Genomic DNA, 25,857 nt, shown 5'->3' with positions numbered 1-25,857 from the left:
CCAAAGAACATCTTCTGTTTCTTCATAATGTCAATGTACCGAGCACAAACAACATAGCGGAGCGCTTTCTACGTGGCTACAAGCGCAAACAAGGGCAGGTGATGTCTTTCAGATGCTTTGATACAATAACGCATCATTGTGAAGGCAGGAGCGTGCTTGTTAAGATACGGCAAAATGAAGGAGCCAATGTGTTTGATGAAGTGACACAAAGATTTGACTCATAGTTGGCAGAACAGCCGACCCGTTATTACTGAGACTCAGTTTAACGGATCGGCTGTTTTACTACAAGTTCACCTGTGAACAGTAACGAAAATAAGGCATTCTGGCTGAACTGTTACTATAACTCATAGATTCCGTGAGATTATAACTCATAGATGTTGACCATATCTGGTTTCAGTGGTATCATACAGTTTCGAAAATTGAAAATGACAGTTCATTTGTACCTTCCTGTCACTAAACAAAACCAGGACTACCTTTTATTTTTAAATATGTGATGATTTTGTCTATGTTTTCACTAGTGTAGATGATTGGATCATTTTTGAGGATGAGTTTTTAACCAGCCTCAGTATGTATTTAGATTTTGTGTAGCTCTGCGTATGCAGAGCTCTTTTTATATTCAATAAAGCCGTTACGCGGTTATTGAATAATTACACTTGTGACATGTAATGCGAAATCATGTAGGGATAATAAAAGACCTTTTATTAGTAGGAGCATATATGTATTATTTGAAATCTGAATCAAGCTTTGATGCGGCACATTTTCTTAAGGGCTATGAAGGAAAGTGCAGCAATATCCACGGACACAGATGGAGAGTCGTGGTGGAGATAGAAGGAGAGAAACTGAGTGAAGAAACTCAGACCAGAGGTATGCTGGTGGATTTCTCGGATTTAAAAAAGGCGATCAAAGAGCTTTGTGATAAATTTGATCATACTTTTATATATGAAGAAGGTTCACTGAAGGATGCGACTGTGAAGGCACTCATGGAGGAAGACTTCAAGATGAATGTAGTGGCCTTCAGACCGACGGCGGAAAATTTTGCGAAGTTTTTTTATGACAGGCTTGCGGCTTCCGGATTTGATGTTCACAGAGTTCTGGTATATGAGACTCCCAACAATTTTGCTTGTTATGAGGGCTGAAGTCTGAAAACAGACTTTTTAGAATCAGCTATGGGCTGATAAGAGTCCTGTCGAATGCGAATCGGACAGATCCGGAGGAGAAAATGAAGGTTGTTGAAAAATTTGTAAGTATTAACGGCGAAGGAACCAGGGCCGGGGAGCTTGCGGTATTTATACGTTTTAAGGGCTGCAATCTGGCCTGCAGCTATTGTGACACCATGTGGGCCAATGAGAGGGACTGTCCGTTTACGGAGATGTCACAGGAAGAGATCCTGGATTATGTAAAATCCACTGGAGTGAAGAATGTGACTCTGACAGGAGGAGAACCGCTTCTTCAGGAAGGTGTGGACAAGCTAATAGTTTTGCTTCTGGATTCGGGTCACAGAGTAGAAATCGAAACAAACGGTGCGGTGGATCTGAAGCCTTTCATAAAGCCTGCAAATTTTGACAGTAAGAACGGCGTAGATATGAGCGGTTCAGAAGGATCCGGCAGAATTCCTTTCTCAAAGTCCTATAGACCTGTTTTCACCATGGATTACAAGCTTCCCGGAAGCAGGTGCGAGATCCGGATGCTTCACAGCAACTTCGAACTTCTGGGAGAACAGGACACAGTCAAGTTCGTTTCCGGAAGCCTTGAGGATCTGGAAAGAGCAAAAAACATCATAGAAACCTATGATCTTACAAACAGGTGTCACGTCTATCTCAGTCCTGTATTCGGAAGCATTGAGCCGGTGGATATGGTTGACTTTATGATAAAAAACAATATGAATGATGTGAGACTTCAGATACAGCTTCACAAGGTGATCTGGGATCCCAACAAAAGAGGTGTTTAAATGATAGATAAAAAAGCTATAGAAGAGCATATTCGCGGGATACTGATCGCTCTTGGTGATGATCCCGAAAGAGAGGGACTACTGGAGACTCCCAGGCGTGTTGCCGAGATGTATGAAGAAGTTTTTCAGGGCATGAACTATACAAACCATGAGATTGCCGAAATGTTTGACAAGACCTTTGAAGAGGATCTTCAAGATACAGGCAGTGCAGGTCGTGTTGTGGTTATGAAGGATATAGACATTTTCTCATACTGCGAGCATCATCTTGCCCTCATGTACGATATGAAGGTTAATTTTGCCTACGTGCCAAATGGCAAGGTTGTGGGACTTTCCAAGATCGCCAGAATCTGTGATATGGTGGGAAGACGTCTTCAGCTTCAGGAAAAGATCGGCAAGGACATCGCAGATATAATGATCGAGATCACCGGCAGTGAGGATGTTGCCGTAACTATTGAGGGCTGCCACAGCTGCGTGACCGCAAGAGGCATAAAAAAGCAGAATACAAAGACATTTACGGCAGAGCTTAGAGGCGCATTCAGGAATGATCCGAGCCTCCAGATGTACCTTCGCTGATATTTGGTTCGGTAATTACTTGAAAAAACCGATGTTTTTATCAAAAGTAATGATTGATGTATTTTTCTGACTGAAGCTTAATTACTTATTTGGTTTATGAGATTGAGAATAGTCTGAAAAATGATTTTGTACTATTTATGCTGCTGAACAAAGGCGGCGGAATGGAGATTTATATGAAGGCAATGGTTCTTTTAAGCGGAGGAGTGGATTCCACCACTGCTCTCGGCATGGCGGTAGATAAATACGGAAAGGACAACGTCATAGCACTTACCGTTTCCTACGGCCAGAAGCACGATAAAGAGGTTAATGCTGCAACAGCTGTGGCTGAGCACTATGGAGTGGAGCATCTGTTCCTTGATCTTAAAAAGATTTTTGAATACAGCAACTGCTCTCTTCTTAAACAGTCAACAGAGGAGATTCCTGAGGAATCCTATGCTAAGCAGATTGAAGAGACCGGGGGAAAGATTCCCGTAAGTACCTACGTTCCTTTCAGAAACGGTTTGTTCCTTTCATCTGCAGCCAGTCTGGCTCTGAGCAAGGACTGTGGCGTGATTTATTACGGCGCACATTCCGATGATGCGGCAGGAAGTGCTTATCCTGACTGCTCACCGGTTTTCAATGAGCATATGAGTGCAGCTATCTGGGAAGGTTCAGGGCATCAGCTCAGAATAGAAGCTCCTTTTGTGAAGCTCACAAAGAAGGATGTAGTAAAGATCGGGCTTGACCTGAAGGTTCCCTACGAGCTTACATGGTCCTGCTACGAAGGCGGAGATAAACCCTGCAGAAAGTGCGGAACCTGCATCGACCGAGAGGCAGCATTTGAGGCAAACGGAGTGACAGATCCTCTTTTGGCAGAATAAGTGAGGTATATCATGAGAGAAAACGAAGGTTTAACATTACTTGGAAATCAGCAGGTAAAATATAAGTACGAGTATGATCCGTCAGTGCTTGAGAGCTTTGATAACAAGCATCCCGAGAATGACTATTTTGTAAAGTTTAACTGTCCGGAATTCACATCACTCTGTCCTATCACAGGTCAGCCGGACTTTGCGACTATATACATATCATATGTGCCGGGGAAGAAGATGGTGGAGAGCAAGAGCCTGAAGCTCTATCTTTTCTCCTTCAGAAATCATGGAGATTTCCATGAGGATGTGGTCAACGTCATCATGAAGGATCTCATAAAGCTTATGGATCCGAAGTACATCGAGGTCTGGGGCAAGTTTCTTCCCAGAGGCGGTCTTTCCATCGATCCGTACTGCAACTACGGCAAGAAGGGCACCGATTGGGAAAAGGTAGCCTGGGACAGACTCACAAAGCACGATATGTATCCTGAAATGATTAATAACAGATAAAATCTCAGCCGGGGCAGATGCCCCGGCTGTTTTTCTTTTCTATATCTGTTTGTAAACTTGGAAATGACCCTACTTGTACAATTCTACAAGTAGGGTCAAACAATTTTTCATGGATTTATTCCGGACTGAAAAATTCCTGGATCTTCTGAATTGCGAAGTCCATGTACTGCGGGTTCGAGAAGGGGTGATCGGCATTTTCCACTTCGATAAGCTCGATTACATTGTTCTCGGAGAATTCCCTGGCGACCTCTATGGGGGCCATTTCGTCTTTTGTGCCGTGGATCATGAGGATTTCGTCTGCGTAGTCCATGAAGTCCCAGGTGCTGACATCATGGGATTTCAGGTCATCGAGAAACTCCCGGGAAATTTTGATCTTTCTGTCGTAGCCCCGGAGTATTTCCTTGCCTTTGTTGAGGACCGTCCAGTCATCATCGGTGATCCGGGAGGTCATGGAATCGTAGAGATTTATGGCAGGACACCTGAATACGATTTTCTTAAAGGGATTTTCATCTTTTTCATGAAGATATCTCAGGGTAATGTAGGCTCCGAAACTTGAAGAATAATTATAAACTTCTTCGGCTCCCATTTCTTTCCGGATATGCTCTGTGACAAGCCGCATGTATTCCAGACATTCATCAATTATCAGCTTATTCCGGGCATCTTTGCCGTGACATGGCCAGTCAAAGCAGACAACACCAAAGCCTTTGTACTTGGTGGTGATCCTGTCCGCGAATTTTTCTATAGCTTTATTGTCTTTGTTTCCGCCAAAGCCATAGGTTGCCAGTACGATGTGTTTCAGATCATGAGGAGTTTTATCGTAATAAAGCTTGCAGCGAATGCTGAAGCCTTCTTCATTTATATCAAATAATTTTTCCACTGAATTTGCCTTTCTTCTCCGCTTTTAAATATCCTTAGCTACTATAGCATATTTCACGTTCAGTAGACTTTTAAATAAATAAATCTGCTAATTATCTAAAAAATTCTGTCGATAAAAAATACAGAATTATAGAAGAAAAGGGATTTCTGTGCGTGCTTAAATGGGAATCTGACTTGTTACGTAAGATTTTCATTAAATTCGGGATTAAACAGACAACATATGGATAGAAATAAGGTTTACAAGTTTTATAAGATGTTTTTTGCTTTGATAGGGGCAGTATGTATGATACTGGCCCTTGTTCAGCTTGCCTTCGAAATAAAAAGTGGGTTTATGCCCGGATATATGAAGGGACCGGATGAGGTTAAGCATAAGGTACTTTTTCTTTCCTCCTTTGACCCTATGTATTATACCTATAAAGATCAGATCAGAGGAATAGAAGAGGGACTTTATAGCAATGATATAGAATTTGATGTCTGCTATATGGACACAAAAATATATGGCAGTGACAAGGATATAGAAGAGTTCTATAAATATTTCAGTAAAAGATATAATAATGATGTAATGCATTATGAGGCAATCCTCCTGGGAGATGATGCCGCACTTAGGTTTGCTCTTGAACATCAGGAAGAGCTGTTTAAAGGGCTTCCTATGGTGTTTTTCGGTATCAACAGTCTGGATCTGGCACAGCGGGCGGAGGCAAATCCGATGATGACCGGCTTCTATGAGCTGGATTATTTTGCTGACACCTTTGAAGAAGCCATAACTCTTTTCCCGGAAAGGAAGAATTTATATGCTTTATGCGATACTTCTCCGGCAGGAAAGGCCGATCTTGAAAAATTCCTGTCATACAGGGGCAGATATCCTGAGTATGATTTCCATGCCATTACTTCAACGGAACTGGAACCCACAGCGATACTTGAAGCTTTAAAAAAAGTTCCTGAGGATGCCATATTCTTCTTCATGACCTGTTATGATGATAAATTTGGTGAAAGGCATTCGCTTTTTGAAACCACCAGTTTGATCGTGAATAATGTTAAGGCTCCCATTTTCAGACCTTACGCGGAAGGAAGAGAATATGGAGTTCTGGGCGGAACTTATATGGATTTTTCGGTTCAGACAAGAAATGCCGCAGAGATCGTTTCCGAAGTTCTGAACAATGGAGCAGATATCTCAACCTATGAGTTGTCTTTATTTACACCGAGCATCACCCAGTACAATTATATGGTGCTTAAACATTACGGTCTGTCTGAGAATCTTCTTCCCAAGGATACGATATATGTAAACAAGCCTGAATCCTTTGTGGAAGTATATAAAAACATGCTTCCCGTAGCGGTACTTATCGTAGTCTCCATGCTGTTCTTTATGGGATCCATATTGATAGCATTTGTGCAGGAAAAGCAAAATGTAAGAGCTCTGAAAGCTTCCAAAGCACAGCTGGTAAATTCACAGATAAAGCTTATTTATCAGGCTGAACATGACGAGCTTCTGGGGCTTCTTAACAGACGTACCATAGTGGATAATCTGAACAGTAACCTGACAGCAGATCAGGAGTTCACTGTCATCATGTTAGATCTTGACGGCTTCAAGGATATCAATGAGAACTATGGCCACGATGTGGGTGACAACCTGCTTAAAGATATAGCAAAGTCTCTCCGTAAATTCGCCGAGAAGAACGGTATGACCTTAGGGAGGTATGGCGGAGATGAGTTTATAATGTTCGCAAAGGATAAGATTCTGAATAAAGAATCTCCTTTGGTTAAGGACATTACGGATATCTTTTCAAAACCCCTGTCGATAGGCAGCGGCCACGTGGTCATGTCAGCAAGTGTAGGTATTTCCAATTCGGACGGAGAAACACCTCCCGAGCAGCATGTCATTAACGCGGAGATTGCGATGTATGAAGCAAAGAACCGTGGCAAGAACATGGTATTTGTTTATGAAGATGACATGAAGCAGAAGGTCATGGAAGAATCCAGGATCAAGGATTCCTTCCTGAAGGCCTTTGACAATGACGGATTCTATATGAAGTACCAGCCGAAGGTTTCCGCTCATACAAAGGAAGTTATCGGCTACGAAGCACTTGTAAGACTCAGGAATTCAAAGTATGGTCCGGGACAGTTCATTCCGGTAATCGAGAAGAGCGGATGGACTTCAAGGCTCGGAAGACTTATCACAAAGCTTGTGGTAAAACAGCTTGGCGAGTGGAAAAAGATGGGGAAGGAGATCAAGCCCGTATCCATCAATTTCTCCAGCAGACAGATAAATGACACTGAATACTGTAAGTATCTCGAAGCCGTCCTGAAAGAATATGATGTTGATCCAAAGTATGTGCAGATTGAGATAACAGAAAGCCTTTTGATGGAGGAAAATTCCATAACAAAGGAGTTGTTTGAAAGCTTCAAAAATCTTGGAGTCATACTTCTGCTTGATGACTTCGGAACCGGCTATTCATCACTTGCTTACCTTACATATGTTCCGGTAGAAGATGTAAAGCTCGATAAGTCACTTGTAGATACGTATCTTTGTGAAGGAAAAGAAGATTTCATCAAGGACGTTATCCAGCTGGTACATGATATGGGAAAGAGCATAACCATAGAAGGCGTCGAGAAGGATTGGCAGTATAACAAGCTTCGTGAGTTTAATGCTGACACCATCCAGGGTTACTACTTCTCACCACCTCTGGATCCGGAAGAGGCTATTGATTTTAAAGCAGAGTAAAACAATTTATTGAAGTTAAAAAGAAATAATGTTTTATTAATATTAGAGGAATAAAAAATATTTCAAAGTGATAATAAAGCGATATAATAGGATGTGGATGTCATTTGACAGTCACATCCTATTTTTTACTAAAAACAGTCTGAATTTATGAATCGTGTGTCGTCACGATATCAGACGAATAGATTCGTTTCCTGAGAAGACCGGCACTAGGCCGTTGAAAAGATTTACAGGGCAGCAATGTGAGTGGAAGATCGCTGATTCTCAATGTGGTTGTGCATCTATGAGTCAGATATTAAGGCTCAAAAACAGCGTTAATAGATGAGGAGGAGAAAATATACCAGCCGAATACTAAGGTCTGCGAGGACCCCGGTATTCGGCTGATTTTTTGCGTTTATATAGGTGAGCATCGGACTGCAAAAGTCATCACAAACCTCTGAGCATGGCGTTAGGAACGAATTCTTTTACGATTCCAAGGTATCTTTCCATTTCTTCTCCTGATGGTGCAGTAAGTTTTTTATCAGGAACGGTGTCTCTTTCTGTATACTGCTGAAGGTAGTAGTGGGATGCACCTTTTATCATCTCGCCGATAGCTATAAAGTCTTCGTCGGAATGCAGTTCATGTACAACTGTTGTTCTGAATTCATATGGGATGTCGGAAGTCATGATGATGGAGATGCTCTTAAGTATGCGCCCTGTATCAATGCTTTCCACGCCGGCAGTTAGGCCATATTTCTCTATCGAATTCTTGATGTCCATTGCGACATAGTCTAAAAGACCTTCCTGGCAAAGCTCCTGTAATCTTTCCGGGTGGTAGCCGTTTGTGTCAAGCTTAACCTTGAATCCCATAGTTCTTATTTTTTTTATGAAATCGGCAATGTCTGTTCTCAGAAGGGGCTCGCCTCCTGTTATGGCAACGCCATCCAGAAGTCCATGCCGTTTTTCCAGGAACTTAAAGAATTTCTCATCATTCATTAGGGGTGGGGCACTGCCATCCACCAGCTCAAAGTTATGACAGTATGGGCACCTGAAATCGCACCCACCCAGAAACACCGTGCATGCTATATGTTCCGGAAAATCCAGAAGAGTCATTTTTTGAAGTCCGTGAATAAGCATCGTTTTTCCTCCCACATACGCTTGCTTTATCATAGATGATAAGGTTATAAGTTGAGAAAAACAAGTAATCAATTTAAGGCTCAAAAGTTCATCACCCGGAAGGTTATGACTACTATGTAGCATTATGTCAAAAAATCAAATAAACACGATGTAAAATCTTTACTATTTTCGGATTTATGCTACAATTAAAAGCTCTTGAACATTAAGTTTGGGGACATTCAGCACATTAAAATCATAGCCTTACATCCCCCGGAAGACAGAGGTGTCTGATTGCGCGTATCGCAGAGGATGTTGTAATCAGTTTGTAGTTTAACGTTTTGTATTACACAAAGGAGGCAAAAATGGAATATCCGATACTGGATCTGAAGGAAACGGGAAAAAGGATTAAAGATCTTCGGGAGGAATCGAAATTGTCAGTGGAAGATGTAACCAGATTCCTTGGCGATATTTCCGCACAGTCGGTTTACAAGTGGCAGAGGGGAGAAAGCCTTCCTACCGTTGATAACCTTTATGCGCTAAGCAAGTTATTCAACACACCGGTTGATGATATATTGAGAGGTAACAGAGAGAGGGACGAAGGCCCCTCTCTTTCCTTTTTGTTTCAGAAATTAGTAATTTTATCTCGTAATGCCGATATTATTCGTGATTAGCAAAGATTCGGGTATTCCATATCAATATGCGGGAATACAGGGAAGGAAGCACTCATGGGTAATTACGAAATGTCGGCGCTTGATAGTTAGGTATCTTCTTTTTCAAATAGGTCATCCAGCTGGATTGACCTTCCGACGTAATTACTATATTTATTGGGTTTAATACCATATGTAGTCACCATGACAACCTGGATTGTTTTTTTTGTTCCGGTGGATTCTCTGAATACAGCAACCTTGTTTTTTAAGGATCCGTCATATTCTTTGGTTATTTCATATTGCTGTGTTGAAAACTTATCTTCACAGAGACTTATCACATGATCACGACGATCTATGAGCATATCTATTTGGGCACCTGTCTCAGTGTTATTACCTTTTTTAGACCATGCTGAAACAGTTGATAGTATTCCTGAAATTCCAAGTTTTTTCTTTATTTGAGAGATATGATCTTTGCATACTTGTTCAAAAGTAAGTCCCTGCCATGAGTTTCTTGTTGGATTATCAGTTGTATTACTCCAAAAATGTTCATCTTTTCCATGATTATCACGGACAAAACGAAAATAGAACATTGTGAAGTAATCAGCCAGCTGGTAGGTTTTTCCTCTGCTTTTATTTCCGAATCTTGCATTGATACGTATAAAACCTGATTGTTCAAGATTTGAAAGCATGGAAGTGAGATCTCCATTTGAAGGAAGCTTTGTCGCTTCAGCGATTTCAGATCTTTCAAGTCCGCTTTTTATTTTGCTTAATGCTTCAACAATATGGATATAGTGTTCGCTGTTTTTGAAAAGTGTATTAAAAAGTTGATTGAATTCGTCCCATAGTTCAGCTCTTTTTCCGAAAAAGATCATGTCTATGTTCTCGTTAAGGGAAAGCTCCCGGTCAAGTAATCTTAGATAATATGGAATGCCTCCCATTATCATATAGCATACAGTTATATCGTACCTAGACCAGTAGATGTCCCTTGAATTAAGGTATTTCTCAGTTTCGTAAAGATTAAAAGGATTAAGAAATATTCTGCATGTACTCCGGTTAAAAAGACCACCTTTGTTATGATCGAAATTATCTACAAGCCATGATGTGGATGAACCACATACCACAAAGATCAGATTGTCTCTTGAATTTCCCCATGAATTCCAAAACCATTCAAATGCAGGAAGAAAACCAGACAACTGTGTGTCCATCCAGGGCATTTCATCAAAAAAGACAATTTGTTTTTCATCAGGATCTTTTTTCTCCAGATAAGATCTAAGCATAAAAAATGCGTCTGTCCAATCTTTAGGAACAGGATTATGTTGATTTGTCTGGTGGTTTAGTTCGAGCGTGAAGTTTTTTAGTTGTTCTTGTTTTGAACGGTCATATGCACCGGTGAATTTAAAGTCAAATTTATTCTCAAAAAACTGATTGACTAGAAAAGTTTTTCCCACTCTGCGTCGGCCGTATATTATTACAAGCTGTGCTTCTTTTTCGTTCAGCACTTTATTTAAACGATTTATCTCTTTTCCACGTCCTATTAGGTTGCCCATGTTTTTTACCTCGCTGTAATTTTCCTCTATATGTGAAATTATAATATGGATAAAGAGGAAAATCAAACAAGAAAACCTCTATAAGTGTTCAAAATTGATATTTAAAGAGAAATATCTGTAAATGATAAGAGGTGTTTGATAAAAACTGTTGGGGTTTCTGTTCGTTGAAGATTTTAAACCACGAGTTAAATGACATGGCATACCCAAGGCTTTATACTGACTTTATATAAATACGTGTTTAATATGGGAAACAGTTTGATTATCGGGGGTTTTGAAATGAGTAGAGTTCTTGTGATTCCGGATTATCAGTAGGATTATCGGAACAGATGCTCACTTTCTTAAAGAATTAATTCACCCGAATGGTCTCATAACCAAGGATATGGAAGAAAATAATTCGCAGAATAAAACATAATTCGGAAGTATATCGATATTTCGTTGACATACTTCCGAATTATGTTTTATTATATAAAAAAGTACTATTAATGAGGAATTGTCTTATGAAATCATGTAAAGAAATGTCTTTAATATGGGGTATTTCGGAGCGACGTATCACTGAATTATGTAAAACTGGTAAAATACCGGGAGCTGTGAAGGATGGAAAACAGTGGCAAATCCCAAATGATGCGGAAAAGCCTATTGACAGTCGTATAGTAACAGGAAAATACATTAAATCTGATAAGAATAAAGAAATGAAGCCACTTCCTGTTGGGATTTCTGATTATATACGTGCGCAGTCAGAATACTATTATGTTGATAAAACGCTTCTGATAAAAGAGTTTCTTGATCGTAAAGCACTTGTTTCCCTATTCACCCGTCCACGACGTTTTGGAAAAACACTTAACATGGATATGCTCCGTGTTTTCTTTGAAATATCTGAAGATGATACTAGTAAGTATTTTTTGGACAAAGCCATTTGGAAGTGTGGAAATAAATATACAGTTCATCAGGGGAAATATCCGGTGATATTTCTGACTTTTAAAGATGTAAAATTTGATTCATGGGAAGCAACATTTTCCAAAATTGCAGAACTTCTCCAGGATGAATTTGGCAGACATTCTGAGCTTAAAAACAGTGATGAGATCGAAAAGTACGAGAAAGATTATTATGAGAAGGTAGTAAACGGACAGGCAAACGAAGTTGAACTGTCTGCGTCCCTTCAGAAGCTTTCTAAAATGCTTACTGAACATTATAAAAAAGCACCTATCATAATCATTGATGAGTATGACACACCAATACAGGAGGGTTATTCTAAATCGTTCTATGATGAGATTATCGGATTCATGAGAAACTTCTTTTCCGGTGCATTTAAAGATAATAGAAACCTATCCTATGGATTTTTGACAGGTATCCTGCGGATTGCTCAGGAGAGTATTTTTAGCGGACTCAATAATCTTACCGTAAACTCGGTAATGGATAGTGAGTATGATGGCTTCTTTGGGTTTACAGAATCCGAAGTAAGGGAAATGCTTGATTATTATGGTGCTTTGGGAAAAGAAAATGAATTGCGAGATTGGTATGACGGATACATTTTCGGCAACAAAGAGATATATAATCCATGGTCAGTGATCAATTACCTGTCAAAGGGATGCCTCCCTCAGGCCTATTGGGTTAATACAGGAAAGAATGAAATATTGGAAGATGTATTGAAGTCTGCTTCCGATGATACAACAGAAAGACTCAGATCCTTACTTATGGGAGAAAGAGTTATAGCCAGAATAGATCAGAATGTAGTATATAGCTCACTTACAGAAGAACCTGCGAATATCTATAGCCTGCTTCTGGTTGCAGGATATCTTAAAACACCAAAAAAGGAACTCCAGGGGGACGGATCATGGCTGTGTGAGGTTGCTATACCTAACCGAGAGATAGCAGCTGTTTATAAGAGTGAAGTACTATCACATCTGGTTTATATCGGGGCAATGGGCAGGGCAACAGCTAATAAGATTGCGGAAAGCATTTATGCTTTGGATGTCCGAAAGCTTCAGGATGGAATAGGTGAATATATGATGAAGAGTATCAGCTTTTATGATGCAGGCGCTGAGGGTTTTTATCATGGACTTGTTCTCGGGTTGGTAGCATTAATGGATAACCAGTACATGGTCAGATCTAACAGGGAATCTGGTGAAGGAAGATATGATATCAGCTTGATACCTAGAGAAAATAAGTATCCGGGGGTTATATTGGAGCTGAAATGGGGTAAAGATCTTGAAGATAATAAGCTGGAGTTGTTATCTAAAGAAGCATTGAATCAAATAAATGATAAAAGCTATAGCATTGAGATGATTGATAACGGAGTAAAAAACATCATCAAAATGGGGATAGCATTTTCCGGAAAAAAAGTAAAGATTTGCACAGAATGAATTAAGTGGGGGTGGCTGCGTATATCGTTAGCCACCCCCACTTAATTCATTGTTATAATTTCTGTATCTATAGCACAGATAATGAAAAAACAGGATATCTAAAAAATGAAATGTAGATAATATTTTAAACTACAGGTCCAGTTACAACACAGTCTCCAAATGTTATCCTTTGAACATCAGGAGGAGATGCCATGGAAAAGATGAAATCGATAACAGAAAAAAGAGACGCGAAGAGGGAAGAGGATGAAAGAGTACTTGCGGAACTCTGGGAGGAATACTCAAAAACTGTAGACGAAGTAGATGTCATTTACAACAGAGACCGAATCAGAAGAAAAGCAGGACAGGAAGGCATGACTTTTTTAGAAATGATTGCCTTGAACAGAAGAGTGACGGAAAAGAAACTTGCTTACGAGCGAGAATACAACAAGAGAATACCCTACGAAGAACGCCTTGAAAACGAGCGGCAGAAGATGAGACTTATGATGCAGTGTATGGCCGCAGAAAAAGAAAGACAGGAACAAGGGCTTGAAAGAGAAGTTTCCTGGGAAGAAGAGGAAGCGGAAAGAGAGTGGGAAGAACTCCTCAAAGAGCATCCTGAATATAGAGATGCTGCAGATTACGGATATGAGGAGCTGACAGAAGAAGAGAAAGAAGCAGAAAGTAAGAAGATAACGAATACACTCATAGCGATGAACCCGGAGCTTGAAGAAAAATATAGAATACAGGAACAGGTTCTCTGGGAACTTAAGAATGGATTGCTGTAAAAAAGAGCCTATTGGATTTATACCTGAGAGTCAGATCTTAAAGCTAAAAAACATGGTTGATAGATAAGGAGGATGAAAGAAATGAGCAGAGTGATACCGATGATCGAAGTTGAAAGTTCACATGGTACGAGAGAAATAGCCTTAAATACACATCATCTGATGAATGGCATTATTTTTATAAACGGTTCCATCGACCGTGAAACCGCCAATGATTTCATCTCCCAGCTTCTTTATCTGGAGGAGAATCTCGACGGACCCGTTAATGTCTACATCAACAGTCCCGGCGGAGAAGTAAATGCAGGACTCGCGATATATGACGCCATTCAGGGAAGCAATCTCACCATCAACATGATCTGCACGGGAATGGCAGCAAGCATGGCGGCGATTTTACTTGCGGGTGGTCAAAAGGGAAGAAGATATATCCTGAAACACAGCAAGGTAATGATACATGAACCCCTGTTATCCGATGGTGTCGGTGGATCGGCAACTTCCATAAAGAACATTTCAGAATCAATACTTGCAACAAAGGATATTGTGAATGGAATCCTGGCAGAACACACCGGCAAAACTATCGACGAGATAAATGAGGCTACAAGATTTGATAATTATATGAATGCAGAGGAAGCCATAAGATTTGGCATTTGCGATGCTGTCACACCTACATTGAAAATAGAATAAAGCTGAATTGAATGACATATTATGACCATCTTCTGTAGTTAAAAATCAAGCTTAAAAAAACATGATGTACAGACATCCCGATCAACATCCGGATGTCAGATGAAACCAGAAACACTATGCATTTATCGGAGGTGAAATGATGATTGGAAGAAATGACATGATCCTGGCTAAGGACCGGTATTACAGCCTGAATTGCTATGAAACCAGGGTGAACAACAATGTTCTTGTTGTAGGAACCTCAGGGGATGGTGGTATTATAGTGCCAAGTCAAGCAAAGACCGCATAAATCAAGGGTTTTTGGCTGATTTAGTCCTACAAGAAAATGTCTTCGGGTGAGGTATTTACAGGTGGGACGGCGCCGTTTTCAACTGAAAATATGACCGCCTTGCACTAATATAACACGAGGGGCGGTGAAGCCTTAAAGGCAAGACGCATGGGCGGACTATGCCCGTGCGGTACAACTGAACATGGAATTAAGGTAGGACTTAATCGGTGACTGAGAAGAGTGTGCTGATGATGGTCCTATTTTTTATGCCTTCTCAGGAACCGGTTGAGCGCCTGCCGGAGTCAATCAGAGTAAAGGAGTGAAAAACTATGGCAAGAGCGAAAAAGGAATACCGGGAACTGACTGTCAGCGAGGCGTGCTGTTATGGAAGGAAGACGGCGCCGATGCTCCGGATCCAGGGGCATTGGTTCCAAGAACTGGGATTCAATATCGGGGATCCTGTTCTGGTCAAGTGTGAGGAAGGCAAGCTGATCATCATGGCGGATACCGCTATGGCCGAGATCAAGAAGGCGGAGAAGGCTTTCATGGAAGAAGAGACCAGAAAGCTGCAGGAGCGCTTCCAGAACGAGAAGAAGGAACTGAGGGCGAGGTTCGTTGCTGAAAGACGGGCGGACTATGGAATGGTGGCGGAAGCCGGACTGGAGGCGTGACGATATGGGAAAGATTATTATGATCGGAGCGATGAAAGGCGGTGTCGGTAAGTCTGTTACGGCTTTCAATCTGGCTTATTCTCTGCAGAAGCGTGGGAAGAAGGTACTGGCTGTGGATTTTGATCCGCAGTCCAACCTGACCACCTGCTTTGGAGCTGAAGACGTGGATGTGTCGATCGGGGATCTGATGATGAACATGATCGAGGATGAAGAGCTTCCGGAGCGTGATGAATATATCTGGGAGAGGAATGGCGTGGACTTCATACCGTCATCAATAGGGCTTTCCGCAGTGGAAGCGAAGCTGAGATTGGAAATGGGGACGGAAAAGATGCTGGCGGTGATCCTGGATCCGCTGAAGGATGATTATGACATTATCCTCATTGATACCAGCCCGGCTCTGGGTGCGCTGAATATCAATGCTATGGCGGCAGCGGATGAGGTGATCGTGACTGTGAATCCGCAGCTTCTGGCGATGAAGGGGCTGCAGGACTTCTTGAAAACCGTGAAGAAGATCAAGAGCCGCATCAATGAGAAGTTGGATGTGGCGGGGATCCTGCTCACGATGTGCGATGCGAGGACTATACTCTGCAAGACGATCACAGAACAGGTTACGGAGACATTCAACGGACAGATCAGGATATTCAAGAGCAAGATCCCGAGTACCGTAAAGGTAGGTGAGAGTGTTTATTACAGTGAGCCTTTGACCGAGTACGCGCCGGGATGTAACGCGTGCAAGGCTTACGAGAGACTGGCAGGGGAGGTGATCGCGGATGAAGGCTAACGGTCCTAAGAGGAAGATATTTGATGCCGTGGATATGATGACGGCAGATGTACCGCAGGCGGAGACCGGAAACGGTCTCCAGAGCCTTCCGGTGGATAAGATAAAGCCGTTCCATGACCATCCATTCCGCCTGTATCAGGGTGAACGCCTGGATGATATGGTGGAGAGCATCCGGGAGCATGGAGTTCTGAATCCGGTGATCGTCCGGAAGAAGGGAAGCGGTTATGAAATGCTTTCCGGACACAACAGGCAGAATGCCGCGAAGCATGCGGGGCTGACGGAGATACCTGCTATTGTGAAGGAAGGCCTGTCGGATGAAGAAGCCTATGTCTATGTGATCGAAACAAATGTGATCCAGAGGTCATTCACTGATCTGGCTCCGAGCGAAAAGGCGGCGGTGCTGTCTGCCAGATATGAGAAGGTGATCAGCCAGGGCAGGCGGAACGACATTCTGCAGGAGATTGAAGAGATTGGAACTTGTGGACATGATGTCCACAAGTTGAGAAGCCGGGATGGCATCGGGGAAGAGTATGGGATGACCGGCAGGAACATCGCCAGATACATGAGGGTGGACAAGCTGATCCGTCCATTCAAGGACAGGCTGGATACCGGCGGACTGACATTGACAGCTGCAGTGGAGCTTTCGTATCTGCCCGAAGACGAACAGATCATTGTGGCAAAGAAGGATGCTGCGATAAATGAGAAGGCGGCAAAGTCGATCAGGGCGGCAGCAGGCGAGCTGACAGAAGATAAACTGGAAGAGATTCTGCATCCGGTCAGGGGATCTGCTCCGGAAAAGGCGGTGAGTGTAAAGATACCGGCAGAAGCAGAGGAAAAGTATTTCTCCGGGATGAAAGCGAAGGAACGGACGGATCTGGTTATGAAGGCTTTGGATGCATGGTTTGCCGGGAAGGAGGCTGCTGATGTTCAGTAATGAAGATTTGAAGTGCCTGGATCCGAAATATTTTAATGTTATCGTTGCTGATCCTTATGATGTGACAATTATGAGTCGGAATACGGGGCATTATTGGTATATACATTCCACTGAACACTCTGGAGATTGTTCATGTGTCATTTTTCATAAGCATAAATATTCCCATCCATATCATCATCATGGAAGCAGCAACGGCTTGAAGCAGGCAGTACAAAGCATTCAGAGCCATGATCGATGGCAGATATGTGGAAGAAAATCACGTTAAACTAAATAAAACATTATAAATCGGCATTAATCTAATATAATAGCAAAAGAACTGAATTATACCACGAAATCGAGAGTTAATCAACAAAAACCTTGCGTAATCTCGCCTCAAGTGCTATGATAAAGAATGGTGCATTACGAGTATCTATAGAGCGCATACATTTGATGCGCACTCATCGAAATGAGTTTGAAGAGAGGTTATGAAATGCAAGAAAATAAATGGCTTTCCATGAAAGAGGTATGTGAATACCTTCATATAAGCAGGGATACTGTTATGAACTGGATCAAGAAGGAAGGCATGCCCGCTCACCAGAAGGGGCGTTTGTGGCGATTCGATATAAATGAAGTCGATGAGTGGATGAAAAATAATGAGGTCGAAAATACATCTGATGCCGATAGCTACATAAAACCGTGAAATACAGATAAATAGCAAACGGCTATTAGAAATGGAGACATTATGTTTAAAGTTAAATGGGATGCTCAAAATAATGGAATTATATTGAGCGATAATATAAATGACGAGGAAGCTATTCCGGCTCCTCGCCCGGTGTATCTCCAGGAGCTACAAATCCTTGAGATACAAAAAAAGTACAAATTGCCCAAGACGGATAAACCTATATGCTGGAATATTGATGCCAGATATTATTACAAGGGTCAGCCTTTCTTTGAGAGAAGAGGGGCGGGAATTTATAGCAAACCAACAGTCGTATATAATGACGGCTTTACTTTTACTACTCTTGAACCGGTAGATATAGATAAATTGCTAGAAACAAATAGAGAGGCTATCGAGACAGTAGAGAACGAGGCAATGGATTTTATTCTCGGCTGTTATGATGCATACAAGGGTAAAGTAGATGATTTTGTTGTTGCGTTTTCGGGTGGGAAAGATTCGCAAGTGATATTGGATCTTGTCACAAGAGTTCTTCCCGTTGAATCATTCAAGGCTGTTTTTCAAGATACAGACATGGAATTGCCTTGTACGTATGATATTGTCGCATACACAGAAGAGGATTATAAATACCGTTTTCCTAACTTTAAGCTTTACCATGCAAAAAGTGATCGAAAAGCTCTGGACTTATGGAAGCAGTATGGCCCACCTAGTCGTGTAAATAGGTGGTGCTGCTCTGTTATGAAAACCACAGTTTTCAGACGAAAAATGAAAGAGATACACAATACTGATGTACAACCCAAGGTAGCAGTATTCGAAGGTGTCAGAGCTGACGAGAGTGCTCGAAGAGAGGCGTATGACAGAATTGGCGTTAATGTTAAACATCCTAATCTGATTAACTGCCGCGCGATTTTCAGATGGAATAATGCAGAGATTTTTCTGTATCTTTTTTCCAGAGGAATTGAGCTTAACCCTGCATATAGAATGGGCCTTACACGAGTGGGTTGCGGAGTATGTCCGTTTGCTTCTGATTGGTCTGAATATCTAATCAGAAGGATATACCCAGACATCTCAAAACAATATGTTGCTGTTATAGAACAGATGGCAAGAAATCTTGGACTCAATTCTCAGGAAAAAATCAATAATTATATCAGCTCGAATAACTGGCAAAAAAACGCTGGGGGAAGAGGATTGATTCCTGATGGATCGCGTGTGGATTTGATCAGTAAGGAACCGAATTTTGAATGCGTTGTTACGCAACCTAAATCAGACTGGAGAATCTGGCTATTTGCTTTATGCCAGTACGTTATGCAAGAAGAGAATGGCGTTACCAGAGGGCAGATGAATTATAACGGTGAGATATTCCGTTTTAGTGCTGAGGAAAAAGGGAACACACTCAGATTTATAGTTGAAGGTACTGTAAATAAGCCTGCTCTCCACGGAATGCTGTCTCGTGTGCTTACAAAATGTGCAGGTTGTGAATTGTGCGGTGTTTGTGAAGCAGAATGCCCGACTGGGGCTTTGACAATTCGAGATAAAGTTGAAATCAACAAGAATATGTGCGTACACTGCCATAAGTGTTTGGAGGTTAGTTCACGTGGATGCATTATTGCCCATAGGAAACAAATAAATGAAGGTGGAATGCTTGTGAAATCTGCAAATCTAAGGACGAGTGGCATTGACCGATATTCTACATTTGGATTGAGAGATGAGTGGGTTGATGTATTCTTTGATAAAGGTGACGAGTGGTTTGGCACCTATCCGAATTTGGGAACCAAGATGATTCCGGCTGCTAAAAATTGGCTTAGAGAAGCAGAACTTATTGATGAAAGAGGTAATAGGGTTTCCGATAAATTTGAACTTGTGAAGGGCCTATATGACAGAAATAAGTTGGCGGCATGGCAGATTATTTGGGTAGGACTTGCCTATAACTCCGCAATCGTAAATAGCTTTGTTAAGTCAATTAAACTTGAAGTGCAATACACCAGGGATGATATAGTGGCAATCATGAAAGAGGATTTCCCGTCTTTGAATGATAACACTATTAAGAATCCCACCAATGCGCTGATTACGATGCTTAGATATTCGCCGCTTGGAAGCTTATCTAATGAACAGGCAGAGGTTCAAAACATTTATGTTGCAGAATTACAGATGTCTGGTAATACGACTAAGGGAATTAGAAGAATCTCCCCAGGTTATATTTCAATGCCTGCTCTTGCATACCTGCTTTACAAAGAAGCGAAAGATACAAATTGTTACGACATTACAGTAAGTGATCTTCTTCTTCCGGGAGTAGTTAATCCTTATACTGTATTTGGAATGACTGCAGAGAATCTGATTCCGGCATTAAAAGCATTAACACAGATGGGAATATTAACAGCTGACCTTACAGGCGGACTTGAAAATGTTCATCTGAACAGCGATATTTCTCCGGATGACGCATTGGCTGCAGTGATAAGGAGAGTGTGATTCAAATGGAAGAGTGTTATTACTGTAAAAAAGCATTGTCGAAAGATGATAAGGCGCTATGCAAGAAACTTTTGGGCAAGAAAATAAAACAGTTTTTCTGCAGAGAGCATTTGGCCGAAGTGCTAGATACAGATGTTGAAACGTTGACGGCTAAGGTTGAACAGTTCAAAGAAGAAGGCTGTACACTGTTTTTGTAGGAGGATGCTATGCAATATTCAGAGATTATAGGAATTGAACCGTTCTTTGATTCTACTTTCAATATGACGGAGGAAAGGGAGAATTATTGGAAACAGTTCATTACAAATGAAAAATTTGAATCCAATCTCAAAGAGATTGTTAATGCGTTCACCTCATTAACAAGTGATCAGCATAAATCTATTTGGGTGCAGGGAACTTATGGAACTGGAAAGAGTCATTCGACATCGGTGATTAAGCATCTTCTCAGTGATGCTCTTGATGAGATTCAGGACTATATTGAGAAGCTTGCAAATCCGCAACTAAAGGCAATGATACTTAATTTCCGAAAAAAGGAAAGAGTTTTTCCGGTTGTTCTCAAAGGTACATATTCTATCGTTGATACAGAAGAATTAAAGTATACCATTCAGAGAGCGGTTGTTCAGCAATTGAAGGATGCGGGCGTAACGGTTACTGTGAAATCTGATTTCCAAGCAGTTATTGAGATGCTGAAGGACAAGAAATTTTCGTCTTTTTGGCAGATTATGCTTTCTAATGAGTTAGATAGATATGCTTCTACTGTAGAAGAGCTTGAAGAGCTTTTAAATAACGGTGATGTAGAGGTCTTAAAGGAAATCAACATTGCATTAAAAAAATCAAATATGATTAAGGCTACACCGGATATTAAGCAATGGCTTACAGAAGTCATGAGTGAATTGCGTGAACAAGGCGTAGCTGATTATTTGGTTATTTTCTGGGACGAGTTCACATCGTTATTAGAGATTTCAGAAAGACGCAGCATTCTAAACTGCATGCAGGATCTTGCTGAATTAAGTAAAGCGCCTAGAAAGGATGATAAGAACAAGTATATCGGGGTTTATGTGTTCCTTGTTACACATAAGAGCATGGAAGCTACCGACAGTTACAAAGAACTGAAGGAAGACGAAAAAACAATGGCAAAGGCTCGTTTCCTTGGCCTTCAGTATGACATGCAGGATATTACTACATATCATATTCTCTCAAATGCTCTCAAAATCAAGGATGAAGCGAAGTACAGTGCACTTGTGGAAGAACGTGTACAATTACAATCTGAAGTTGCAGAGGCGTTGAAAGAAATTGTAGCGCCAATGGATAAGTCTGCTCAGACGCAAGCAATTATCAAGCGGCTGTATCCGTTTCATCCATATACAGCATATCTGGCAACATTTGTTTCCAGAGCAATTGGATCTGCGGAGCGAAGTATTTTTGAATTCCTGAATGATGATAATCGAGGATTCAAGGATTTTATTAAGAATGATATAGATGTTGTAAAGTATCTGACGGCAGATAAAGTCTGGGACTTCTTTGTTGAGGCATTTTCAGAAGACCGTACTAATAACTTCGATGCCATCATTAACAAATATTCGATGTATTCTACGAAACTTGAGGATACAGATGTACCTGAATTATCAGTATTTAAAGTTGTTTTGCTTTTGAATTTGCTTAACCGGGTTACTCAGATGGATGGGGGCGATTCAGAGAAGAGCCTTGTAAATCCAAGCAAGAAAAATATTCTCCATGTTTTAAGTGGCGCATGGAGTAATGAGGCAATTAATAATGCGTTGACTGCCATTGATGAGAAGCAGATTATTTTAAAGGGTCCTGATGATGTATATGAGGTGTCATCATCCGCAATGCCGCTTGAAAAGATACAAGCTGCAAAGGACAAACTGTATCTAAAGTACGAGGATATTAGCGCCCTTTTAGATGAGTATATTGGCTATAAGAGCGACATTACTAAAATAATTTCTAATGCAGAAAGCTTTAACAGAGCCACAGAATTTGCACTTATCTGGGGCGGGTTAGGCTCTATATCGATGGAATCTAAGCTGCTCAAAGCATTCTCAAAGAGCTACGCAGCCAAGATAGCGCTTATTGTATTCCGAGGTGAAACGCCGACCTATGATAAAAAATCAAGCCGCCCCGAAAATGCAATAGAAGTGCAAAAGAATATGGTTCAGAAACTATCGGAAAAAGATGAATTTAAGGATGTTGTATTCGTCATTTCTGATATTGCATTTGGGCAACAGCGTTTTGAAGGAGTTATCGATTCAAAGGCACGTGAAAATGTAGCCAAAGAAACTAAGGTTGAAGATCCATCTCCTTATGAAAAAAAGGCCAGCAGATGGATGGAAAAATGGAAGACAGAAATTATTGACGGTTCTGCCACTGTAATTTTCCGTGGTGAAAGAGTTAACACGCCAACATATAAGTCTGTGTGTAATTCTGGTCTTGTAGCAGATGTGGCGAGGGTTTTCCCTTGCGGGGCAGAAAAACTTCCGAAGGTGGCAAGTGCAAGCACTGGATGGAACCAGGTATATGCCAAGAAAACGGTTGAGAAGGTATGTTTTGCAGCAAAGCGTGACGAAATAGATTCCTTGGGCGGTACTGAATCAGCATTATCACACCTGCTTAAGGATAAAAACGGGAACTGGATTTTTGATGAAAATCTAAACTACATAGGATCTTATGATGAGTCTTGTCCAATGACTGTTTTGATAAAAACAATTGATGATAAGATTGCTTCTTTAAGAAACAAAACGGTCGTTGATATTGGACAAGAGTTTAAGTTTTTATCAGAGCCACCGTATGGATATTATAACAACTATATTTGCATGGCATCGGTTGCTCTCGCTTTTAGGCAGTATATAGAAAAAATGTATCTATCCGATCAGGGTAGTTTAGTGTCGGCTACTCTAATGCGAGATATCATTAATGCTGCGTTTGAAAACTGGATCAAACAGAGCCAAAATGCAAAACTTCGAGTTAGATTTTCTACTGCAGAAGAGAAAGAATTAATTGATTTAATCCAGAATATTTTTGGTGTTAAAGGCGATGGTATTTCGGAGACCAAATGGGCTATGAGAGCCAGCTTTGAAAATAAGTATAAGTCTCCGTTATGGTCGTTAAAGTATGTGGTTGATAAAGGAGCAGAATTCAATTCGGTTATTGACTCTTTGTTTTCCTTGGCGAACGCTACAGGTGACAGTATCACTCAGGAGGATGTATCAGAATTATTAGAAGGCCTTAAAAAACAGAAGACATCCATAGCTCTTACTTTAGAAAAAGTGAAGGATTCTACATGCATTTATGCATTCATTGATAAATGCCTTGCGAAGGTGCAGGTAAAATTGGATGACTACTCCAATTTGATGTCTTATTTAAAGCAGAATCTTTCAGATGCTATTGTGTTTTGGCGGGAAGAGGATGTCGAAAAACAGATATTACAATGGTGTGTTCTTCAAAGCAAACAGACATCTGGAAATGAATTGGAATCACATGAAGAAGACGTCGATGCGGGATACGATGAAGGTGCAGATTCAGATAATGATGAAGCTACAAATGATGGCCAAGATGAGGATTATGATGACGGACTTTTTGACAGTCCTAGTTTTGAGCCAATTGAGATTACACCTATTGCAATTGGAAAAACGCATGCAACCATTGAGGCTGCAACTGCAATGATCAACGAGAAAAGGCTTAATGAAGATGAGGCTAAGAAGATACTTGTGAAGCTGTGTAAAGAATACCCAGTGGTATGCTCTGCAGTTATGAAGTTGCTTAGTGAGGAATAATGATTTATGGACGTTGGGGCATTAAAGCAAAAAATATCTGAGGATAAAGAGAAGACCACAAGCTCATACCGGAGATATCCGGTCAGATTTCTGTTTATGGAAATGGATAATAATACCCAAGACGAGATCGAGGATTTGGTAAAAAGCTTTGATGGAGAGCTTCTTGAGTTAAGTGATTATATTATGAAAAAAGACGATGGCTGGATGACAAAAAGCCGATTCGTTCAAATCATAAAAAGTCATGCTTCACAGACAAAGGATACCTTTGTTGTTGGATTCTCAGAGTTAATCCGTTTTTTCTCTAAGAAGGAGATTGAGTCGACAGTTTTATCTCTTTTCGACATTGAAAATAACAATATCATGGATCCTAAAAGCGCTAAGAGAAGGATATATTTTATATGTTTTTCAATGGTAGATAATGTACAGAAAGTTCTTCAGAATAGCTTTGCCCGGAGAGAGTTAATCAATCCATTTATCAATTCAGATTATGAGATGAGCGGTGAGTACCGGGAGATTTGTTTTGTATCTAATGACTATGCCGCTAATATTAAAAAAAATAAAATTACTACAAGTGTTGAATGGATTGGTTTGTGGAGGCATGCAGAAATAATAGATTTTTCTATTCCTATTTGGTGCTGCTCAGAAAGTTTGTATCAGTGGCATAAGAAAGCATCGCCTGATAATGCATTTCAAATTGACGTTGTAAACAATACAAAAGATTACTTGCAGAAGGCATACTCGTTAAGTGTTGATTTTCCTTATGAGCCATCCGAGGCCGCTAATTGGGATAAACTACGGGATGAGTATATAAAGAACACTCCTGGTAAGAGCATGTCTGATTTTATCTCATACTCTCTTGGAGTGGATGCTAAATCAACCTGTGCTTTAGCTGGGAAAATGCTTACTACAGATTCTGCTTATGAGAAATGGCTTATTAAAGGATATGTGGGATCTTATCTCAAGAATTCTTTCTTTGCCAAGGTCCTCAAAGTATTAAAAAGTAGCTCAAAAAAAGAGCTACTAATAACAATCTGGCAGCAGGGATACTGGATCAATGATACAGGTCTTTTGCAGGAACGGATTGCAGTTATTAAAGAGTTGAATAAGTATGCAGGATCCATGCCACCTGAAAAAGAAATACAAGAGGTTATTTGTAACGGAGTAAAAAAGGAACTAAGTCTGGATATTTCTTTTGATGATAAGAATGGGCTTCGTCTCATGGAAATAAGTTCTATTACAGGTATGGAACTGGATGATCTTAGAGCAAGACTATTGTCGTATTATCTTAAGATCTTTAAGCCGGCATTTACTGGACTTAGTAATACAGAAAAAGAATGAGGCTTCATCAGTTTGTGTGGGTTGAGTAGTAGCCTCGGCTACACACCCTATCTTTGTTCTGCTTGACTGCCAACAAGCTGGTTGGATGCCCTGTGTCAAGGGTTTCCGCGAAGCGGCGCTTGCGCCCTTGATACAGGGGAGACAATCAGCTACGCTACAGCAGGCAGAACAGGATTGTATTCCCAAGGCAGACGGACTTCTATATCAGAACAACGGAGCATGATCATATCAAGCATGTTGTCCATGTTCCTGAAGCCGTAAGCCATGTAGATTGACAACTTAATCTTGCGGTTAGTGGCTTCAAGCACTGCATTTGTCAGATGGTATTTCATGGTTGCTAGTATGGCGTCATAATGACGTCTGATCTTTCGCTGAAGTTCTACGAATACTTTTATCCGAC

Annotated in this window: 23 protein-coding genes and 1 pseudogene; 20 read left to right on the top strand and 4 right to left on the bottom strand. The window is 40.9% G+C overall.

The annotated features are described in order from the left end of the window. The 6 genes and pseudogenes from G625_RS22870 to queF all read left to right on the top strand — a co-directional run. Positions 1 to 224, top strand: a pseudogene (locus tag G625_RS22870) (IS66 family transposase); the annotation flags it as partial. A 492-nt stretch (positions 225 to 716) separates the two neighbouring features. Further along, positions 717 to 1,136, top strand: a complete 420-nt coding sequence (gene queD / locus G625_RS0111815) for a 6-carboxytetrahydropterin synthase QueD (protein ID WP_029201281.1) — start codon at positions 717 to 719, stop codon at positions 1,134 to 1,136. Between the two features lie 83 nt (positions 1,137 to 1,219). Continuing rightward, complete coding sequence (locus G625_RS0111810) at positions 1,220 to 1,948, top strand: radical SAM protein (protein WP_029201280.1); 729 nt, start codon at positions 1,220 to 1,222, stop codon at positions 1,946 to 1,948. After that, positions 1,949 to 2,521 carry a GTP cyclohydrolase I gene (folE, locus tag G625_RS0111805; protein WP_029201279.1) on the top strand — a complete coding sequence of 191 codons (573 nt, stop codon included), beginning with the start codon at positions 1,949 to 1,951 and terminating at the stop codon, positions 2,519 to 2,521. A 173-nt stretch (positions 2,522 to 2,694) separates the two neighbouring features. Further along, the gene (queC, locus tag G625_RS0111800) at positions 2,695 to 3,381 is read left to right on the top strand and encodes a 7-cyano-7-deazaguanine synthase QueC (protein ID WP_029201278.1); all 687 of its coding nucleotides are present in this window, start codon (positions 2,695 to 2,697) and stop codon (positions 3,379 to 3,381) included. Between the two features lie 12 nt (positions 3,382 to 3,393). Further along, positions 3,394 to 3,876, top strand: coding sequence for a preQ(1) synthase (queF, locus tag G625_RS0111795; RefSeq protein ID WP_029201277.1), 483 nt, complete (start codon positions 3,394 to 3,396; stop codon positions 3,874 to 3,876). Between the two features lie 115 nt (positions 3,877 to 3,991). On the opposite strand, the gene G625_RS0111790 is transcribed toward queF, so the two are convergent. After that, positions 3,992 to 4,753 (bottom strand): alpha/beta hydrolase family protein, encoded by a 762-nt coding sequence (locus tag G625_RS0111790; RefSeq protein WP_029201276.1) that lies wholly within the window; start codon positions 4,751 to 4,753, stop codon positions 3,992 to 3,994. A 219-nt stretch (positions 4,754 to 4,972) separates the two neighbouring features. Here G625_RS0111790 and G625_RS0111785 point away from each other — a divergent pair, with 219 nt between their 5' ends. After that, positions 4,973 to 7,471, top strand: a complete 2,499-nt coding sequence (locus tag G625_RS0111785) for a GGDEF domain-containing phosphodiesterase (RefSeq protein WP_029201275.1) — start codon at positions 4,973 to 4,975, stop codon at positions 7,469 to 7,471. A gap of 423 nt (positions 7,472 to 7,894) precedes the next feature. Here the strand turns inward: G625_RS0111785 and G625_RS0111780 are convergent, their stop codons facing one another. Then, on the bottom strand, positions 7,895 to 8,584 hold the full coding sequence (locus tag G625_RS0111780; RefSeq protein ID WP_029201274.1) for an anaerobic ribonucleoside-triphosphate reductase activating protein: 690 nt from the start codon (positions 8,582 to 8,584) through the stop codon (positions 7,895 to 7,897). 341 nt (positions 8,585 to 8,925) lie between these two features. On the opposite strand from G625_RS0111780, the gene G625_RS0111775 reads away from it, so the two are divergent. Beyond that, positions 8,926 to 9,234 carry a helix-turn-helix domain-containing protein gene (locus G625_RS0111775; RefSeq protein ID WP_029201273.1) on the top strand — a complete coding sequence of 103 codons (309 nt, stop codon included), beginning with the start codon at positions 8,926 to 8,928 and terminating at the stop codon, positions 9,232 to 9,234. A gap of 86 nt (positions 9,235 to 9,320) precedes the next feature. Here the strand turns inward: G625_RS0111775 and G625_RS0111770 are convergent, their stop codons facing one another. After that, entirely contained in the window at positions 9,321 to 10,757 is a 1,437-nt protein-coding gene (locus G625_RS0111770; protein ID WP_029201272.1) for an AAA family ATPase, read from the bottom strand. A gap of 497 nt (positions 10,758 to 11,254) precedes the next feature. Between G625_RS0111770 and G625_RS0111765 the strand changes: the two genes are divergently transcribed. From G625_RS0111765 to pglZ, 12 genes are all read left to right on the top strand, one after another. Continuing rightward, a complete protein-coding gene (locus G625_RS0111765) occupies positions 11,255 to 13,117 on the top strand; it encodes an AAA family ATPase (RefSeq protein WP_029201271.1) in 1,863 nt (620 codons plus the stop codon). 191 nt (positions 13,118 to 13,308) lie between these two features. Next, positions 13,309 to 13,881, top strand: coding sequence for a hypothetical protein (locus G625_RS0111760; protein WP_029201270.1), 573 nt, complete (start codon positions 13,309 to 13,311; stop codon positions 13,879 to 13,881). Positions 13,882 to 13,962: 81 nt separating this feature from the next. Further along, positions 13,963 to 14,559 carry a ClpP family protease gene (locus G625_RS0111755; RefSeq protein WP_049895873.1) on the top strand — a complete coding sequence of 199 codons (597 nt, stop codon included), beginning with the start codon at positions 13,963 to 13,965 and terminating at the stop codon, positions 14,557 to 14,559. A gap of 136 nt (positions 14,560 to 14,695) precedes the next feature. Then, the gene (locus G625_RS22460) at positions 14,696 to 14,845 is read left to right on the top strand and encodes a hypothetical protein (RefSeq protein WP_156885110.1); all 150 of its coding nucleotides are present in this window, start codon (positions 14,696 to 14,698) and stop codon (positions 14,843 to 14,845) included. Between the two features lie 308 nt (positions 14,846 to 15,153). After that, positions 15,154 to 15,495: a SymE family type I addiction module toxin gene (locus G625_RS0111745; protein ID WP_029201268.1), complete on the top strand. Its 342-nt coding sequence runs from the start codon at positions 15,154 to 15,156 to the stop codon at positions 15,493 to 15,495. 4 nt (positions 15,496 to 15,499) lie between these two features. Then, positions 15,500 to 16,276: a ParA family protein gene (locus G625_RS0111740; RefSeq protein ID WP_029201267.1), complete on the top strand. Its 777-nt coding sequence runs from the start codon at positions 15,500 to 15,502 to the stop codon at positions 16,274 to 16,276. Further along, positions 16,266 to 17,210 (top strand): ParB N-terminal domain-containing protein, encoded by a 945-nt coding sequence (locus G625_RS0111735; protein ID WP_029201266.1) that lies wholly within the window; start codon positions 16,266 to 16,268, stop codon positions 17,208 to 17,210. Before G625_RS0111740 ends, G625_RS0111735 begins: the two co-directional genes overlap by 11 nt. 469 nt (positions 17,211 to 17,679) lie before the next feature. Beyond that, on the top strand, positions 17,680 to 17,889 hold the full coding sequence (locus G625_RS0111725; RefSeq protein ID WP_029201264.1) for a helix-turn-helix domain-containing protein: 210 nt from the start codon (positions 17,680 to 17,682) through the stop codon (positions 17,887 to 17,889). 42 nt (positions 17,890 to 17,931) lie between these two features. After that, the gene (locus G625_RS0111720) at positions 17,932 to 20,331 is read left to right on the top strand and encodes a phosphoadenosine phosphosulfate reductase domain-containing protein (RefSeq protein ID WP_029201263.1); all 2,400 of its coding nucleotides are present in this window, start codon (positions 17,932 to 17,934) and stop codon (positions 20,329 to 20,331) included. Between the two features lie 5 nt (positions 20,332 to 20,336). Beyond that, positions 20,337 to 20,528 (top strand): hypothetical protein, encoded by a 192-nt coding sequence (locus tag G625_RS0111715; RefSeq protein WP_044932520.1) that lies wholly within the window; start codon positions 20,337 to 20,339, stop codon positions 20,526 to 20,528. A 9-nt stretch (positions 20,529 to 20,537) separates the two neighbouring features. Then, complete coding sequence (locus tag G625_RS0111710) at positions 20,538 to 24,119, top strand: DUF6079 family protein (RefSeq protein ID WP_029201261.1); 3,582 nt, start codon at positions 20,538 to 20,540, stop codon at positions 24,117 to 24,119. A 6-nt stretch (positions 24,120 to 24,125) separates the two neighbouring features. Then, a complete protein-coding gene (gene pglZ, locus G625_RS0111705; RefSeq protein ID WP_029201260.1) occupies positions 24,126 to 25,457 on the top strand; it encodes a BREX-4 system phosphatase PglZ in 1,332 nt (443 codons plus the stop codon). Between the two features lie 149 nt (positions 25,458 to 25,606). Here pglZ and G625_RS19695 read toward each other — a convergent pair. Continuing rightward, the coding region (locus G625_RS19695) for a transposase (RefSeq protein ID WP_044932518.1) at positions 25,607 to 25,857 on the bottom strand (251 nt) is incomplete at its 5' end.

Origin of the sequence: Oribacterium sp. NK2B42, from assembly GCF_000424445.1 — a bacterium.
In the GTDB taxonomy this organism is placed as follows: domain Bacteria; phylum Bacillota; class Clostridia; order Lachnospirales; family Lachnospiraceae; genus Oribacterium.
This window is presented reverse-complemented; position numbering and strand designations above follow the sequence as displayed.